The 16727-nt window shown below is 38.6% G+C and carries 14 protein-coding genes; 13 read left to right on the forward strand and 1 reads right to left on the reverse strand.

The annotated features are described in order from the left end of the window. Positions 1-97: 97 nt before the first annotated feature. Positions 98-1018 (forward strand): EamA family transporter, encoded by a 921-nt coding sequence (locus tag A6B45_RS02715; protein WP_072613230.1) that lies wholly within the window; start codon positions 98-100, stop codon positions 1016-1018. Between the two features lie 79 nt (positions 1019-1097). Beyond that, positions 1098-1817, forward strand: a complete 720-nt coding sequence (gene budA / locus A6B45_RS02720) for an acetolactate decarboxylase (protein ID WP_072613231.1) — start codon at positions 1098-1100, stop codon at positions 1815-1817. Between the two features lie 68 nt (positions 1818-1885). Here the strand turns inward: budA and A6B45_RS02725 are convergent, their stop codons facing one another. Continuing rightward, entirely contained in the window at positions 1886-2740 is an 855-nt protein-coding gene (locus A6B45_RS02725; RefSeq protein ID WP_072613232.1) for a MurR/RpiR family transcriptional regulator, read from the reverse strand. Between the two features lie 131 nt (positions 2741-2871). Between A6B45_RS02725 and gnd the strand changes: the two genes are divergently transcribed. The 11 genes from gnd (at position 2872) to cydB (ending at position 16720) form a co-directional block, all read left to right on the forward strand. After that, positions 2872-3780 (forward strand): phosphogluconate dehydrogenase (NAD(+)-dependent, decarboxylating), encoded by a 909-nt coding sequence (gene gnd, locus A6B45_RS02730; RefSeq protein WP_072613233.1) that lies wholly within the window; start codon positions 2872-2874, stop codon positions 3778-3780. Between the two features lie 105 nt (positions 3781-3885). Next, positions 3886-5424, forward strand: a complete 1539-nt coding sequence (gntK, locus tag A6B45_RS02735) for a gluconokinase (protein ID WP_072613234.1) — start codon at positions 3886-3888, stop codon at positions 5422-5424. A gap of 72 nt (positions 5425-5496) precedes the next feature. Further along, positions 5497-6879: a gluconate:H+ symporter gene (locus A6B45_RS02740; RefSeq protein WP_072613235.1), complete on the forward strand. Its 1383-nt coding sequence runs from the start codon at positions 5497-5499 to the stop codon at positions 6877-6879. Between the two features lie 223 nt (positions 6880-7102). Continuing rightward, positions 7103-8533 (forward strand): APC family permease, encoded by a 1431-nt coding sequence (locus A6B45_RS02745; protein ID WP_072613236.1) that lies wholly within the window; start codon positions 7103-7105, stop codon positions 8531-8533. Between the two features lie 75 nt (positions 8534-8608). Further along, on the forward strand, positions 8609-9943 hold the full coding sequence (locus tag A6B45_RS02750) for an aspartate aminotransferase family protein (protein ID WP_072613237.1): 1335 nt from the start codon (positions 8609-8611) through the stop codon (positions 9941-9943). Between the two features lie 256 nt (positions 9944-10199). Then, positions 10200-12881 carry an alanine--tRNA ligase gene (alaS, locus tag A6B45_RS02755; protein ID WP_072613238.1) on the forward strand — a complete coding sequence of 894 codons (2682 nt, stop codon included), beginning with the start codon at positions 10200-10202 and terminating at the stop codon, positions 12879-12881. A 96-nt stretch (positions 12882-12977) separates the two neighbouring features. Beyond that, positions 12978-13229 carry an IreB family regulatory phosphoprotein gene (locus A6B45_RS02760; protein WP_004164519.1) on the forward strand — a complete coding sequence of 84 codons (252 nt, stop codon included), beginning with the start codon at positions 12978-12980 and terminating at the stop codon, positions 13227-13229. Further along, positions 13229-13660: a Holliday junction resolvase RuvX gene (ruvX, locus tag A6B45_RS02765; protein ID WP_072613239.1), complete on the forward strand. Its 432-nt coding sequence runs from the start codon at positions 13229-13231 to the stop codon at positions 13658-13660. Before A6B45_RS02760 ends, ruvX begins: the two co-directional genes overlap by 1 nt. A 76-nt stretch (positions 13661-13736) precedes the next feature. Next, positions 13737-14036 carry a DUF1292 domain-containing protein gene (locus A6B45_RS02770; RefSeq protein WP_072613240.1) on the forward strand — a complete coding sequence of 100 codons (300 nt, stop codon included), beginning with the start codon at positions 13737-13739 and terminating at the stop codon, positions 14034-14036. Positions 14037-14231: 195 nt separating this feature from the next. Then, positions 14232-15707 (forward strand): cytochrome ubiquinol oxidase subunit I, encoded by a 1476-nt coding sequence (locus tag A6B45_RS02775; RefSeq protein ID WP_072613241.1) that lies wholly within the window; start codon positions 14232-14234, stop codon positions 15705-15707. Beyond that, positions 15707-16720 (forward strand): cytochrome d ubiquinol oxidase subunit II, encoded by a 1014-nt coding sequence (gene cydB, locus A6B45_RS02780; protein ID WP_072613242.1) that lies wholly within the window; start codon positions 15707-15709, stop codon positions 16718-16720. Before A6B45_RS02775 ends, cydB begins: the two co-directional genes overlap by 1 nt. Positions 16721-16727: the final 7 nt, after the last annotated feature.

Genomic DNA, 16727 nt, shown 5'->3' on the forward strand with positions numbered 1-16727 from the left:
TATGTTAAAAAAAGAATATAATGACAAAATAGGTGTACGAATCTTATCGATTAGGTTATTCTAAATTATAACTAGTATTCGAAAGGGATCAATTGGGATGAAAAAGCAGGGCATAATTTGTGGGGTTTTAAGTGCGACTTTATTTGGAATTAGTGGCATATTGGCAAGTATTTTATTTCGTAATCAAAATATTAATCCGGAGTGGTTAGTTGGTGTCAGAATGACCTGGTCAGGAATAATTTTGTTAATTGTATTATTTTGTTTTTCAGGACGTCGGGTTTTTGAGATATGGTTTAAGAAAAAAGATGTTGTTCTAATTATTTTATACGGCATCGTTGGTGTTTTGTTAGCACAATCTAGTTTCTTTTTATCTGTATACTTTGGTGACGCAGCAACAGCGACCATTCTGCAATCACTTGGTCCAACTATCATTGTTATTTTATTGAGTTTAGCGACGAGGACGCTACCTTCTCGCTTAGATGTTTGGTCAATTCTGATTGCCCTAACTGGTGTATTTTTGTTAATCACTAATGGCAACATCAATCAGTTAGTAGTAAACTCTACAGCTTTATTTTGGGGTATACTGTCTGCATTTGGTTTAGCTGCGTATACACTTATTCCAAAACCTTTGCTTGAAAAACAGTCACCCTTGGTTGTAGTTGGCTGGGGATTATTGGTTGGTGGAACAGCTGAAAACTTTTTCCATCCTATTTGGTATATACCGTCTCAGGTGAGCACTAAAAGCTGGATTATTGTGGTGTTTATTATTATAGCCGGCACATTACTACCGTATGCTTTATATGTTATGAGCCTCAGCCAATTAAAATCTACTACAGCAAGTTTATTATCTACCATTGAGCCGATGGTGGCGACCCTTTTGTCGATTACACTTTTACACGTTCACTTAAAGGTGTTTCAAGTCGTAGGAATCGTGTTTATTATTTCAACAATATTTTTAATCAGTTTACCACTAGAACGTATCTTTAAAAAAAGGATTAGTGATCCTGAAACAAATTAAATATTTGCTCAATTTCTCTGGTTTATTTGCATTATTATACTGATAAACTTAAAATAATAGGTAAGAAGTGAGGCAAAACATGACAACAATATATCAACATGGTACATTAGCACAATTAGTAGCGCGCCAAATGTCAGGGACAATAACAGTCGCTGAAATGTTGGAACATGGGGACACTGGTATTGGTACTTTTGAGGGTCTTAACGGCGAAGCTATTTTTCTAAATGGGGAAGCCTATCAAGCAGATAGTACAGGAAAAGTCCACCACATAACTGATAAACAAACTACACTACCTTTTGCATCAATACATTTTGATCAACCAGAGGCAAGTCAAAAATTACCTTTTAAAAAAATAAAATATAGTAATTTGACTCAGAACTTGAAAGATGAGCAGTTATTTAACGTTTTCTCTGCCTTAAAAATGCATGGTGAGTTTGCCCACGTTCACGTTCGTATTGTAACAAAACAGGAAAAACCATATCCAAGTTTGTTACAAGTAGCTGAACAGCAGCCTGAATTCAAAGCAGACAACATAACTGGGACATTAGTTGGATATTATGCACCGAAAGTTTTTGGCGGTCCAACCGCAGCAGGGTGGCATTTACACTTTTTGTCAGATGATTTAACCTTTGCTGGGCACGTTTTGGATTTTGAAGCAACAGATGTGGATGGTACTTTAGAAATTTTTGATAACTTTTTGCAACATCTGCCTATTAATAATGCTGACTTTAGAAGCATGAATCAGGATATAGTTGGTTTGGATAAAGCCATTGAGGCCAGTGAAGGCGGAAAAGACTAGTAGTATTCCTATGGCGAATGCTATGTGAAAAGTAATAATATCAAAAAAGGAGCTCATTGAGCTCCTTTTTAATGTGATCTTGTTTCTTCAATAACATCGCGCATAGTATCAACAACACTCTGAGTATCTTGCGATAAATGTGAACCAACTAAAGTAAATAAAGTATCAATAATTGTAAGTTGTGCGATTAACGAGCTCATTGATTCACTACGAAAATTAACTTCTTCAGCCAATGATAATAAAACCATATTTGCCAATTTGGCTAAAGGTGAATCTTTGAATGATGTTACGGCGATGATTTTAACATGTTGTTCATGCAACTTTTTTGCGATAAGTAACGTATCCTTATTTCTACCGGAATGTGAAATAACCACTGCTGTATCATTTGAATTGAGCTTAACTGCTTGCATTAATTGAACATCATAATCTGGATGGGCGATAACGTCAATTGGTGTGCGCAAAAATTTGTGGTAGGCATTAAAAGCAACAATAGAAGATCCACCAATACCAAAAAAACCAACGCGTCGAGCAGATATTAAGGCCAGAGTAGCCTCCTCTAGTTGAGTTGCTGTTAAATTACTGACAGTCGCTGCTAAAGCGTTCTCTGCTCCACCAAAAACTTTTTGAGCAACCGCAATGGTATCATCAGTATCAGCTATTTCCCCAAATAAATCGACAGATGTTGCCATTTGCGTGGCAGCGCTTGCTAATGAAACAGAAAATTCACGAAATGATTCTAAGCCGATTTTTTTGACAAAACGTGAAATGGTTGCGGTAGAGACACCTGATAATTCAGACATTTCCTGAATATTGGCTTCTCGGGCTTCACTAACATGATTAACAATGAAATCAATTAATTTTTGTTCAGTTGTATTGTATTGTTTACGTTGTGCCCGTAATTGGGCTATGATGTTATTTGCCATTTTTAATGCTCCAATAAATTAATAATACAAGATTAGAAAACAATTTTCAATAATATGGTTGCATTGTGTAAATTATTTTCATATAATAATAGTGTATTAAAAACTCAAAAAACACAAAGAGGTAAGTAGACATGAAGTTTGCGATGATCGGCCTTGGTAAGATGGGCTTGAACTTGGTAAAGAACGCCGTTGATAACGGTCACGAAGTTGTTGCGTTTGATTTGAACGCTGACTTTGTTAAAGAAGCAGCTGACTATTCAGCATCAGTTGAAGCTGCTTCTGACATTGATGACATGTTGTCAAAGTTGCCATCTCCAAAGGCGGTTTGGGTTATGGTACCAGCGGGTGTACCAACTAACTCAACAATCGATACATTGATTGAAAAGATGGACAAGGGCGACATCATTATTGATGGTGGTAACTCTAACTATAAGGACAACTTGGAACAAAACAAGCGCACTTCTGCTGCTGGTATTAAGTTCTTTGATGCCGGAACTTCTGGTGGAATGAACGGTGCCCGTAATGGTGGTAACTTCATGATTGGTGGCGATGATGCCGAAGCTTGGAAGGTTATCGAACCTTTGTTTAAGTCAATTTCTGAAGAAGATGGTTACTTGTATACAGGTCGTTTGGGCTCAGGTCACTATTTGAAGATGGTTCACAATGGTATCGAATACGGTATGATGCAAGCAATTGCTGAAGGATTCGAAGTATTGGAAGCCTCACAATTTGACTACGACTATGAAGCTGTTTCAAAGTTGTGGAACCACGGATCAGTAATCCGTTCATGGTTGATGGAATTGGCTGAAGAACAATTCGCCAAGGATCCACATTTGGATGCTATCGCTGGTCGTATGCATTCTTCAGGTGAAGGTAAGTGGACAGTTCAAGAATCATTGGACTTGGACGTACCTGCACCAGTTATCTACTTATCATTAGCAATGCGTTACCGTTCATTGCAAGATGACACATTTACTGGTAAGGTTGTTTCAGCTTTGCGTAACGGCTTCGGTGGTCACGCAATGGACGCAGCAAAGTAATTAAAAACACTTGTTCAATTTTATGAACAAAGCTCCCGCTTAAGGGAGCTTTTTCTGTTTTAAATAGAAAATATTAAACGCTTAACATCGATTAGAGGTAGACAAATGGAATATATGGTAGGAGTCGACATCGGCACAACCTCAACAAAGGCTGTTCTGTTTGATGATAAAAATGTAGTGGTCGCAAGTGCAAACAAGAGCTACGCTTTATATCGTGATTTGCCAGATATGGCTGAAGAAGACTTAAATGAGCTTTTTGAGGCATTGATTTCAGCTTTGGCAGAGGTTGTACGTGATGCGGATTTGAGTAAGGGGAACAAAATTGCAGCTGTATCATTCAGTTCGGCAATGCATTCGTTAATTGCATTTGATGAAGAATGGAAGCCATTAACACGTGCGATTACTTGGGCCGACACACGTGCAGTAGAATACACCGAAGAATTAAAGGCAAATGGGTTAGGTGAGCAAATTTACAAAAATACTGGCACACCTATTCATCCGATGGCGCCTTTATCGAAGCTATTATGGCTTAAGTCGGAACACGCTGACATTTATCATAAAGCCGCTCATTACTTGGGAATTAAGGAGTACTTGTTCCATCGACTTTTTGGTTCAAATAAGATGGATATTTCTATTGCTTCAGGTACTGGGCTATTTAATATCTTTAATTTGGATTGGGATGAGCAAGCGCTTGAAGTTACAGGTGTCAAAAAAGAACAATTACCTTTACCTGTAGAACCTTATGAATATGAAGACAACATGCTTGAAAAGTATGCCGCACTTATTGGTATTCCGGCTACTACACCTTTTGTTTATGGTGCCGGTGATGGTCCACTTTCAAATTTGGGTGTAAACGCGGTTAAACCTGGTGTAGCAGCCATTACAATCGGTACTTCTGGTGCTATTCGAGTGGTGTCGGATCAGCCTGTTATTGACCCTAAAGGTCGAACTTTTACTTATGCTTTGGATAAAGACAACTGGGTTGTAGGCGGCCCAGTTAATAATGGTGGTGATGTATTCCGCTGGGCACGTGATAATATGTTTGATGCTGAAAAATCCACAGCGGCCTTGCTTGGAAAAGATTCTTATGATTTATTGACAGAAATTGCTGAGCGCATTCCTGCTGGTTCAGAAGGTTTAATTTTCCACCCTTATCTTGGCGGTGAACGTGCGCCAATTTGGGATGCTAATGCTCGCGGTTCTTTCTTTGGTCTTAATCATGGTCACACTCGTGCGCATATGTTGCGCGCCGTGCTAGAAGGAATAACATTTAATGTGTTTATGGTGAGCTTGGCACTTGAAGAAGTTGTTGGTGGGTTGAAATCAATTCAAGCAACTGGTGGCTTTGCCCGTTCACCATTATGGCGTCAAATGTTTGCTGATATTTTTGAACAACCAGTGACTGTACCAGAGGCATTTGAATCTGGCGCATTGGCGGCGGTTATTGTGGCACAAAAAGCTTTGGGGAAAATTGATAGTTTATATGAAATTGAAAAGTATGTAGGCGCATCTAACACCTATATGCCGGATCCAAAAAACTTTGAGGCTTATAGAGAACTTGCACCAATATTTATTCGCCTATCTCGTCAATTACAGACAGAGTATCAAAACATTGCTAATTATCAAAGAAAGCACTCAAAATAATTTAATACTAGCGGGGAAGAATGTAGTTGTGATGAAAAGGAGATAACGGTCAAAGACCGTTAACACAAGTAGATGGATTTTGTTATGTTGGTTGTGTCGATTCTAATTTTGCTGGTTTTAATCGCTAAATTAAAATTAAACACATTTGTTTCACTTATTATTACCGCTTTTATTTTGGCTTTGCTACTAGGTATGAAGCCAATGGAAATACCCGATGCTGTTCTTGGTAGTGAAGGAGTTGGAAATATTCTTGGTCCAAACTCGGTAATCTTTATTTTTGGTGGTATGATTGGTCGCTTAGTCGCTGATGCAGGTGGCTCATACCGTATTGCCAAAACATTGATTGATTGGTTTGGTGTTAAGCGACTTCAATGGGCAGTATTAATTGCATCATTTATTATTGGTATCTCCATGATTTTTGGTGTTGGTATGGTGCTGTTAATTCCGATCGTATTTGCTGTAGCTATTGAAGCTGGCGTACCATTGCTTTACTTAGGTATTTCAATGACAGCTGCCTTAAGTTCGGCACAAGGATTTTTGCCACCACAGCCAGCGCCAACAGCTGTTGCTTCAGCTTTAGGGGCCAACATTGGAATGATGTTGATTTTTGGTTTGATTGTATCGGTAATTACCGCAGTTGTGGCTGGTCCGGCATTTACTAAATTGGCACAAAAATACGCACCTGATGCTTTTCAGTTTAAAACAGAAATTGAGGCAGTTGGTCCAGCTAAAAAGTACGATTTAAATGCAACACCTAAGTTCGGGTTGTCCGTACTAACTTCTGTTTTCCCACTGGTGTTCATGATTATTGCTACGATTTATAAACTGATTTATACAGGTGGTGTAACGCCAAAGAACCCCAATACAATTGATCAAATTGTTGAGTTTGTGGCTAATCCTGCAGTAGCTATGACAATCGCACTAGTTTTTGCTATTTTTACAATGGGTATTTGGCAAAAGAAAACCATGGTTGAAGTAGGAAAATCATTAAACGAAGGAATGTCAGCCGTTGCTGGAATTTTGTTAATTGTTGGTGGTGGTGGCGCCCTGCGTGGTGTCTTGGTTACATCGGGGTTGTCTGACAAAATTGCGACAATTTTCCAAGCCGGTGGTGCCATGAGTCCGATTGCTATTGTATTGTTTGCTTGGGCTGTTGCGGCAGTCTTACGAGTTTCTGTTGGCTCAGCTACAGTAGCTGGTATGACTGCGGCAGGGATTGTTACGGGTATTTTAGCCGCCAACCCTGGTAACACATTATTGCCAGTATTCGTGGCGTTAGCTATTGGTGCTGGGTCATTAATAGCTTCACACGTGAACGATGCAGGATTTTGGATTTTTAAAGAATTTTTCGACTTATCAGTTAAGCAAACATTCCAAATTTGGACTGTTTTGGAAACAATTATTTCCGTGACTGGTTTGATTATTATTTTAATTTTAACGTCAGTATTTGCTTAAATTAAAAATGCTATTCCGATTGGAATAGCATTTTTAATTTGGAAAGGTGGTGAGGAACAGCTTTATTCGATTGAACTTTATCGAAGCGCTATTTTATTATTAAAATCCAACGAAAATAATAATTTGATTGGCATAATCATTATTTATATGGGAAACGTTGACAATAAAATTAGAAAATGTTAATATATTAAAGTAACTTTTATAGAGTTGAAGGGATAAACATATGTCAGAATCAAAAATAAGAACAGGGTGGCTACATAAAGCGACTCCTGCTAGTTTTACCACTAGTGATCGACACCTACGCAAGACGTTAGGTGTTAAAGAAATGTTAGCTCTAGGTATTGGGACTATCGTATCTACAGCTATCTTTACCTTACCAGGTATTGTTGCAGCTAACCATGCTGGACCAGCGGTTGCAATTTCGTTCGTAATTGCGGCAATTGTTTCAGGGCTCGCTGCGTTTGCTTATGCAGAGTTTGCTTCGGCATTACCATTTGCCGGATCTGCTTATTCTTGGGCAAACGTTGTCTTTGGTGAAGTATTTGGCTGGATTGCCGGTTGGGCACTTTTGGCGGAATATTTCATCGCTGTTGCTTTCGTGGCTTCAGGTTGGTCAGCAAACTTCAAATTATTCCTTGGGTCACATAACTTAGTATTGCCAAAGGCTTTGGCTGGTTCATTTGCTGCAGGAAATGGTGGTGTCATCGACATAGCTTCACTATTCGCGGTTTTGATTGTCGCAGTATTGCTATGGCGCGGTACGAACACAACAGCTCGCGTTGAAAACGTATTGGTTGTTGGTAAAGTGTTAGTTATTTTGATTTTTATTGGTGTTGGTTTAACAGCTATTCACCCTGGTAATTACGTACCATTTATCCCTGCTCATAAGGCAGGAACTGATTTTGGTGGTTGGCCCGGTATATTTGCCGGTGCTTCACAAATTTTCTTAGCTTACATTGGATTTGATTCAATTGCTGCTAGTTCAGCTGAAGCAAAAGATCCCAAGAAGACTATGCCTCGAGGTATTATCGGTTCATTAATTGTAGCGACAATTCTTTTCGTGACAGTAGCGCTTGTATTAGTCGGTATGTTCCACTATACAGAGTATAAAGACAATGCCGCGCCTGCTGCCTGGGCATTATTGCACTCAGGTCATGAATTTACATCTAATTTGTTATCAGTGGTTGCTTTAATCGGTATGTTTACAGCAATTATTGGTATGATGTTGGCCGGTTCACGATTGCTTTACGCCTTCGGTCGTGATGGTTTGTTACCAAGTTTCTTAGGAAAAGTTAATGATAAAGGATTACCTAACAATGCTTTGTTAGTATTGTCAGTTATTGCTATCTTGATTGGATCAGTATTTAGCTTTACTGAATTAGCTGGTTTGATTTCTGCCGGTACACTGATTGCCTTTATCATTGTTTCTCTTGGTATTTATGCATTACGCCCTCGTGAAGGTAAAGATATACAAGAGCCTGGCTTCAAAATGCCATTTTACCCAGTGATGCCAGCATTGGCTGCATTGGGATCTGGATTTATTTTCTATGAGTTGGATAATCAAGCAAAGATTTACGCTTTTGGTTGGTTCGTGCTCGGTATAATCATTTACGCTGTTTACGGTTCTAAGCATAGTAAGTTATCTCAAAAATAATCTAACAAAAAGTCCTGAATTTACAGGGCTTTTCTTGTATATAAATCTTTAAAATAAGTGTGAAAGCTGTTAAATATGTCAAAAAACAAAGAAATTTTAGAAGAAGAAAAAAATCACTTGGCAAATGCAACGCGGGTTAAATATTTTGATATTGTCATTGATCACGGGAAAGGGGCCATCATTACGGATGCTGATGGGCGTGAGTATATTGACTTGTTGGCTAGCGCTAGTGCTACTAATACAGGTCATTCACATCCAAAGGTTGTGGACGCAATTACTAGCCAAGCTCAAAAATTAATTCAGTATACACCTGCATATTTTGCTAACACAGTAACTGCAAAATTAGCTGATCGCTTAGTGGATATAGCACCAGGGAACTTCCAAAAACAAGTTGCTTTTGGTAATTCGGGATCGGATGCAAATGATGCGATTATCAAGTTTGCTCGTGGTTACACTGGGCGACAATATGTTGTCAGCTTCACGGGCGCTTATCATGGTTCCACATATGGTTCGCTTTCTATCTCAGGAGTCAGCTTGAATATGACTCGAAAAATTGGACCACTATTGCCCAATACGGTGAAAGTACCTTTTCCTGATCAGACGCAACGAATAGCTGGAGAAAGCGATGATGATTTTTCTGAACGTTTATTTAAACAGTTTAAATTACCATTTGAGACTTATTTACCAGCAGATGAAGTGGCGTTAGTTATTATTGAACCTATTCAAGGTGATGGTGGAATTATCAAAGCGCCACAACGTTATGTTGAATTGGTTTATGAGTTTACACGTGAACATGGCATTGTTTTTGCTGTCGATGAGGTTAATCAAGGCCTTGGACGAACTGGTAAAATGTGGTCAATTGATCATTTTGGGATTGTCCCAGACTTAATGAGTGTCGGTAAGTCTATTGCCAGTGGATTGCCTTTAAGTGCAGTTATTGGGCGCAAAGAAATTATGGACAGCCTGCAAGCACCAGCTAATGTTTATACGACCGCTGGTAATCCAGTAACAGCAGCGGCAGCGCTGGCAACGCTAGATGTCATTGAAGAGGAGAACTTAGTTGCACGTTCTCGACAACTAGGTGAGTTGGCTAAAGCATTCTTTGAGTCTGCTGCTAAACGTTATGCTTTTATTGGAGACGTTCGTTTATATGGTTTGAATGGTGGTATTGATATTATTAATGATCATGGTGAACCTGATAATGAGGCAACTAATAAGTTAATTTATCGCATTTTTGAGTTAGGGGCGATTATGATTAGCCTAAGAGGAAATACCTTGCGTTTTCAACCTCCACTAGTTATTCAAGAAGAGGAATTACAGCGCGCCTTTGAAATATTAGAAAAAGCATTTTCTGATTTAGCATCGGGTAAAATTGCCTTACCAAAAACTGATAATCACATTGGTTGGTAATATGATATAATGATTAAGAATTCTGGACATACAAATTAGCCGTCCGTCAGTTAGAAATGTGTTGGATGATGAAAAGCACACGTTGGCTCTTTTGCGCTACCAGACTTAATTGTGATTGAAAAATCACCGCTGCTCAGCGTTATGAGACATAAAGGTAAAGATTTTATTCAAGATCATTACAAATTGCGGTGGTACCACGGTAGAGCGTCCGCACTTTGTTTTGGTCTTTTTATATTATTTAAGGAGAAAATTTTTTATGAAAGACTTGAGTTCAGCAGAAATTCGCCAAATGTTTTTAGATTTTTTTGCTTCGAAGGGTCACGAAGTTGTACCTTCAAAAAATCTAATTCCGCAAGATGATCCAACATTGTTATGGATTAATTCCGGTGTTGCGACTTTAAAAAAATATTTTGATGGTACAGTGGTCCCAAATAATCCACGTATCACTAATTCTCAAAAGGCAATCCGTACCAATGATATTGAAAACGTTGGAAAAACAGCTCGACATCATACACTTTTTGAAATGATGGGTAACTTTTCGATTGGAGATTATTTTAAAGAACAAGCAATACCTTGGGCTTGGGAATTATTGACCAGTCCTGAGTGGTACGGCTTGGATGCTGAAAAATTGTATGTAACTGTGTATCCTAAAGATCAGGAAGCTAGAAAAATTTGGGAAGAGAAAACTAGCTTGCCTGACGGTCACATTTATGAAGTTGAAGATAATTTCTGGGATATAGGTGAGGGACCTTCAGGCCCTGATTCTGAAATATTCTTTGATCGTGGTGTGGCCTTCCAAGATTTACCTGATGATGATCCAGAAATGTATCCGGGTGGTGAAAATGAACGTTATCTAGAAATCTGGAATCTTGTTTTCTCTCAATTTAATCATCTGCCAGGATTAACGGATAATTCACAATATCCAGAGTTACCTCATAAAAATATTGATACCGGTATGGGACTTGAACGTGTCGTATCTGTTTTCCAAAATGGTCGAACTAACTTTGATACAGACTTGTTTTTACCTATTATCCGGGCCACAGAGAAATTATCAAATCAATTTACCTATGATGATAGCCAAGATTCGGAGGTCAATACGAGTTTTAAAGTAATTGCCGACCATATTCGTGCAATAACGTTTGCAATTGGGGATGGTGCTTTGCCTTCAAATGAGGGACGTGGATATGTTATTCGTCGCTTGTTGCGCCGCGCAGTTTTGCATGGACAAAAATTAGGCATTAAAGGACAGTTTTTAACTAACCTGGTACCAATTGTTGGGGATATCATGGAAAGTTACTATCCAGAAGTTAAAGCTAACACTGCCAAGATTCAAAAGACTGTTGCTGCTGAAGAAAAACGCTTTAATGCAACATTAACAGGCGGGCTCTCTTTGTTGAATGATGTGATTAAAGAAGCTAAAAAGACGGGTCAGACACAAATTAGTGGTGCTGATGCCTTCAAATTATCTGATACTTATGGGTTCCCACTTGAGTTGACGCAAGAGCAAGCTGAAGATGCTGGATTGACAGTGGATGTGGATGGATACAATGATGAGTTGCAAGCGCAACGCGTTCGAGCTCGTGCTGCACGCGCTAATACTAAGTCAATGGGCGTTCAAAATGCCGTATTAACTGATTTGCGTGTCGACTCAAAGTATGTTGGTTGGTCCCAAACTGAAGTTAATCATGCGGAAATCGTTGCTATTATTGGCGAAGATGAACAAGGTGTTGATGCGTTATTGGATAATGCCGATGTTGATGCTACCGTACAATTAGCCTTTGATGTAACGCCTTTTTATGCCGAAATGGGTGGACAAGTGCCTGACTTTGGTGTTGTTTTGAACACTAATGGAGATGTGATTGCTCGTGTTACAGATGTTCAAACAGCTCCAAACGGACAACATATTCACACGGTTGATGTCATTTCAAGCTTTACTCTTGGTGATAAAGTAGATTTGAAGGTTGATATGGCGCGTCATATTGCTGTATCCAAAAACCATACAGCAACGCACATGTTAGACCAATCATTACGTAACATACTTGGTGGTGATGTTCATCAGGCGGGTTCATTAGTAGAACCAGAATATTTAAGGTTTGATTTCAATAATGATGGACCCGTTTCAAGTGAAGATCTTGATAAAATAGAATCGATGATGAATCAAGAAATTGCTAAAAACTTACCAGTTACTTGGTTAGAAACTGACATTGAGTCCGCAAAAAAATTAGGCGCAGTTGCCGTATTTGGTGAGAAATATGGCGATCAGGTCCGTGTTGTATCAATTGGTGACTTCAACAAAGAGTTTGATGGTGGTACTCATGCTAATTCCACCGCAGAGTTGGGTCTGTTTAAAATAGTCAGTGAATCAGGAATTGGTGCCGGGGTACGCCGTATTGAAGCGGTAACTGGTCTACAAGCACTAGCACAATATAAGGCTCAGGAAAAAGCTTTGAAAGAAATAGCTGCTACTTTGAAGGCACAAAAACTGACCGATGCTCCGGAGAAAGTATATGATTTGCAAGCTGATTTACGTACGGCGCAACGTCATGCTGAATCATTAGAAGCTAAATTAGCTAATGTCACAGCGGGTGAGATTTTTAATGATGTGAAAACTGTCAATGGACATACTTATATTACTGCCCAGTTACAGGTTTCTGGCATGGATGGCTTGCGACAAGTTGCGGATAATTGGAAAGAGAATTATCCATCAGATGTTTTGGTGCTAGCAACCGTTGCTGATGAAAAAGTAAGTTTGATTGTTGCTGCTTCACCAGATGCTAATAAGGCAGGCATTAAGGCTGGCGAATTAATTAAGACAATCGCACCAAGCATTGGCGGTGGCGGTGGTGGCCGTCCTGATATGGCTCAAGCTGGTGGTAAAAATGCTGCTGGAATTCAGGGTGCATTTACCGAAGTTTCGGCATTCTTAGCAAATAAGTAACTTGTTTGTAACTTGATTGATGTGATTATAGCGTAGTATAATGAGTGAATAAACAAGGCAGTATGGAGATGATTTCTAAAGAAAGGAGCGTGTACTATGACAGTAGGAGATGAAACAGCAATATTTGATTTTGGTAATCAAATGCCAAAAGATATCCATGAAACACTTGAGATTGTATATAGTTCACTGGAAGAAAAGGGCTATAATCCAATTAACCAAATAGTTGGTTACTTGATGTCTGGCGATCCTGCCTATATCCCACGTTTAAATGACGCACGTAATCTGATTAAACGTCATGAGCGTGATGAAATTATTGAAGAACTTGTACACGCCTATTTGAAAAAATAATGCGCATATTAGGGTTAGATGTTGGTAGTCGAACAGTTGGTGTATCGGTTAGTGATCCGATGGGGTGGACAGCACAAGGTGTTGAAATCATCCGCATCAATGAGGACGATAAAGAGTTTGGCATTGATCGTTTGGGAGAAATTATCAAAGAGAAAAACGCGACAGGTATTGTTCTCGGTTTGCCAAAAAATATGAATAATAGTGAGGGACCACGTGCAGAAGCAGCTCGAAACTATGCCAAGTTGGTTGAGGAAAACTTCGGCTTGCCGACTGACTTTCAGGATGAACGGTTAACTACGGTGGAAGCTGAGCGTATGCTCATTGAAGAAGCTAATGTGTCACGCAAAAAGCGAAAAAAAGTTATTGATAAAATAGCGGCTGAATTTATTTTACAAAATTATTTAGATTCGAAAGGTAAGTTAACCAAGTAGGATAAAAGCCTTGTCCCTATACGGAACAAGGCTTTTATTGTATAATGAACTTATGACATTTAATAAGGAAAAAAAGATGAGCGAAAATAACGCAGAAACACAAAAAATTACGTTAATTGATGAAAGTGGCGATGAAGCACTATATGAAGTGCTATTCACATTCCATTCAGATGAGTACAATAAAGATTACATTTTGTTAGTACCCGAAGGTATTGAAGATGATGAAGAAGTTGACATTCAAGCTTACATTTTTAATCCCGATGAAAATGGCGATGCAACAGAAGAAGAGTTAGTTCAAATTGAAGATGATAAAGAATGGGATATGGTTGAAGAAGTCTTGAACACATTCCTTGAAGATGATTCTAATTTTAGTTGAATTTTATAAGTTATTAAAAATATTCATGATGAAAAGTTATGGGTATTTTTTATTTTAGTTAAAAATATTCAAATTACTTTCTTCATAGCTTATCAAGTGATAAACTATATAAGATAGAAACTATCTAATTTAGATTGGTTTAAATATTTGAGTTAGGCATGTCGAACGTTCAGTCATGTCAGTGGAGGAATAGTTATGGTTACGTTAGTGGGCATTCTTGATTTGGCCCGTTTTCAATTTGCAATGACAACGATTTTTCATTTTTTCTTTGTACCGATGTCAATTGGTCTTGGAGTAGTTGTCGCTTTAATGGAAACAATGTATGTTATCAAAAAAGACGAAGTTTACAAGAAAATGGCACAATTTTGGAGCAAAATTTTCTTGTTAAGCTTTGCTGTTGGTGTTGTAACCGGTATTATTCAAGAATTTCAGTTTGGAATGAACTGGTCTGAATACTCTCGTTATGTTGGTGATATTTTTGGCGCCCCATTAGCGATTGAGGCTTTAGTTGCATTTTTTGCTGAATCATCGTTCATTGGATTATGGTCATTTACATGGGATCGCTTTAAACCAGCAATTCACGTGATATTTATATGGATTGTTGCTTTTGCATCAAGTTTGTCGGCCTTATGGATATTGGCTGCCAATTCATTCATGCAAAATCCTGTCGGTTATGCAATTGATAATAACATGGGGCGCGCTGAGCTAACCAGCATAGGTGCATTGTTAACCAACAAACAACTGTGGATTGAATTTCCTCACGTTATTGTTGGTACGTTAGTTACAGGTGGCTTTATCGTTGCTGGTATGTCGGCTTTCAAATTACTAAAACTTAAAAAGAATGATCCTCAAATCGATTTTTTCCGCAAATCAATTAACATTGCTCTATTTGTCGGCCTAATAGGTGTTGGTGGCGCTTTGTATACAGGTGATCAGCATGCCTTCGAATTACAATCTATGCAACCAATGAAATATGCAGCCATGGAAGGCGTTGATGAAACAATCGATTCTTCAAAGCGTGCTGATAAGGCACAACCATGGTCATTAATTTCTGTTACAAATCCTAAAACACATAAAGTAATTGCAAGGGTCGAAGTGCCATATGCCTTGTCCATTTTGGGAAATCATTCCTTGACAGGTGGTAAAACTGTAGGAACAACAGAGTTAAACAAAGAATTTGAAAAGAAATATGGTAAGACACACGATGGAATCAAGGATTATTATGTGCCAGAAAATACACTGTTTTATGCCTTTCGTGTGATGGCAATGGGGGCTGGATTACTTGGCCTTGTTGCTGTTGTAGCCCTATGGTTCAATCGTAAAAAAACCGATTTAATTCTAACGCAACGTTGGTTTTTATGGGTGCTAGGAATTATGACTTTCTTCCCATTTGTTGTGAACACAGCCGGATGGCTCGTAACAGAATTAGGGCGTTATCCTTGGGTTGTCTACGGACTGATGACTATTGCTGACGCTGTATCACCCAATGTTTCGACCGCTTCGTTGCTTATTTCAAACATTATTTATTTCTTGACGTTTGCTGCACTTGGCGGTGTGATGATTTGGTTGTCCCGTCGTGCATTACATGCTGGTCCTGATGCTGAAAAAGAAGCAGAATTATCACCACGAGATCCATACGAGGATTTAGCAGGAAGTGAGGAGAAAGCATAATGAGTTTCTTACAAATTACTTGGTTTGTTTTGATTGCAATATTATGGTCAGGATTTTTTTTCTTAGAAGGTTATGATTTTGGTATAGGCATGCAATTCGTTTTCAATTCCCGTAATCAAAAAGATCGACAAGCACTTTATGAAGCTATTGGTCCTCATTGGGATGCTAACGAGGTTTGGTTAATTACAGCTGGAGGGGCCATGTTTGCGGCTTTTCCATACTGGTATGCATCATTATTCTCAGGATTTTATTTGTTATTGTTTATCGTATTGATGGCTTTGATTTATCGTGGTGTTTCATTCGAGTTTCGTGAACATATGCCAACAATACAAGGATCACAAATTTGGGAGCGCTTGATAGCCATTTCTTCGTTTATTGCGCCATTTTTCCTAGGAATGATTTTTACAGCAATGGTATCTGGTATGCCAATGGATGCTAAGGGAAACCTATCGGCTGGATTTTTTGACTATGTGACACCGTTTACACTTGTTGGTGGTATTGCTGTAACCTTGATGAGTTATGTGCATGGCTTGAATTATACACGACTGCGTATTATCGGTGATATTCGCACAAGAGCAATGGCACAATTGAAACTTCTATATCCAATTTTGTTGGCTGGAGAAGCACTATTTGCAATTTTGCTGTTCTTCTACACGGATTTTTTCCAAACTAAATTGTTATGGACATTAATTATACTAGCGGCAATTGTCTTATCCACAGTTATTGGTTGGTATTTAACGGTTAACAAGAAAAAAGAAGTTTTCCCATTTATTTTATCTGGTTTGACTTTGGTTGAGGTAGTTGTCTTAATATTTGTTGGCCTATTTCCACGTTTAATGGTAGCTAGCAATCCGCTACACAGTTTAAAAATTATTAATGCATCGTCATCGCCATATACATTAAAAGTGATGTCATTTGTTGTATTAACAGCTTTACCATTGACATTAGGATATCAAATATGGAGTTTCTGGGTTTTCCGTAAGCGTATTGTAGCTGATAAGGTAGTTGAATAATAATTCT

Origin of the sequence: Leuconostoc suionicum, from assembly GCF_001891125.1 — a bacterium.
Lineage (GTDB): Bacteria > Bacillota > Bacilli > Lactobacillales > Lactobacillaceae > Leuconostoc > Leuconostoc suionicum.

Coding starts and splice junctions, on each gene's coding strand:
- A6B45_RS02715 (WP_072613230.1), top strand. CDS start 98: ATGAAAAAGCAGGGCATAATTTGTGGGGTTTTAAGTGCGACTTTATTT.
- budA (WP_072613231.1), top strand. CDS start 1,098: ATGACAACAATATATCAACATGGTACATTAGCACAATTAGTAGCGCGC.
- A6B45_RS02725 (WP_072613232.1), bottom strand. CDS start 2,740: ATGGCAAATAACATCATAGCCCAATTACGGGCACAACGTAAACAATAC.
- gnd (WP_072613233.1), top strand. CDS start 2,872: ATGAAGTTTGCGATGATCGGCCTTGGTAAGATGGGCTTGAACTTGGTA.
- gntK (WP_072613234.1), top strand. CDS start 3,886: ATGGAATATATGGTAGGAGTCGACATCGGCACAACCTCAACAAAGGCT.
- A6B45_RS02740 (WP_072613235.1), top strand. CDS start 5,497: ATGGATTTTGTTATGTTGGTTGTGTCGATTCTAATTTTGCTGGTTTTA.
- A6B45_RS02745 (WP_072613236.1), top strand. CDS start 7,103: ATGTCAGAATCAAAAATAAGAACAGGGTGGCTACATAAAGCGACTCCT.
- A6B45_RS02750 (WP_072613237.1), top strand. CDS start 8,609: ATGTCAAAAAACAAAGAAATTTTAGAAGAAGAAAAAAATCACTTGGCA.
- alaS (WP_072613238.1), top strand. CDS start 10,200: ATGAAAGACTTGAGTTCAGCAGAAATTCGCCAAATGTTTTTAGATTTT.
- A6B45_RS02760 (WP_004164519.1), top strand. CDS start 12,978: ATGACAGTAGGAGATGAAACAGCAATATTTGATTTTGGTAATCAAATG.
- ruvX (WP_072613239.1), top strand. CDS start 13,229: ATGCGCATATTAGGGTTAGATGTTGGTAGTCGAACAGTTGGTGTATCG.
- A6B45_RS02770 (WP_072613240.1), top strand. CDS start 13,737: ATGAGCGAAAATAACGCAGAAACACAAAAAATTACGTTAATTGATGAA.
- A6B45_RS02775 (WP_072613241.1), top strand. CDS start 14,232: ATGGTTACGTTAGTGGGCATTCTTGATTTGGCCCGTTTTCAATTTGCA.
- cydB (WP_072613242.1), top strand. CDS start 15,707: ATGAGTTTCTTACAAATTACTTGGTTTGTTTTGATTGCAATATTATGG.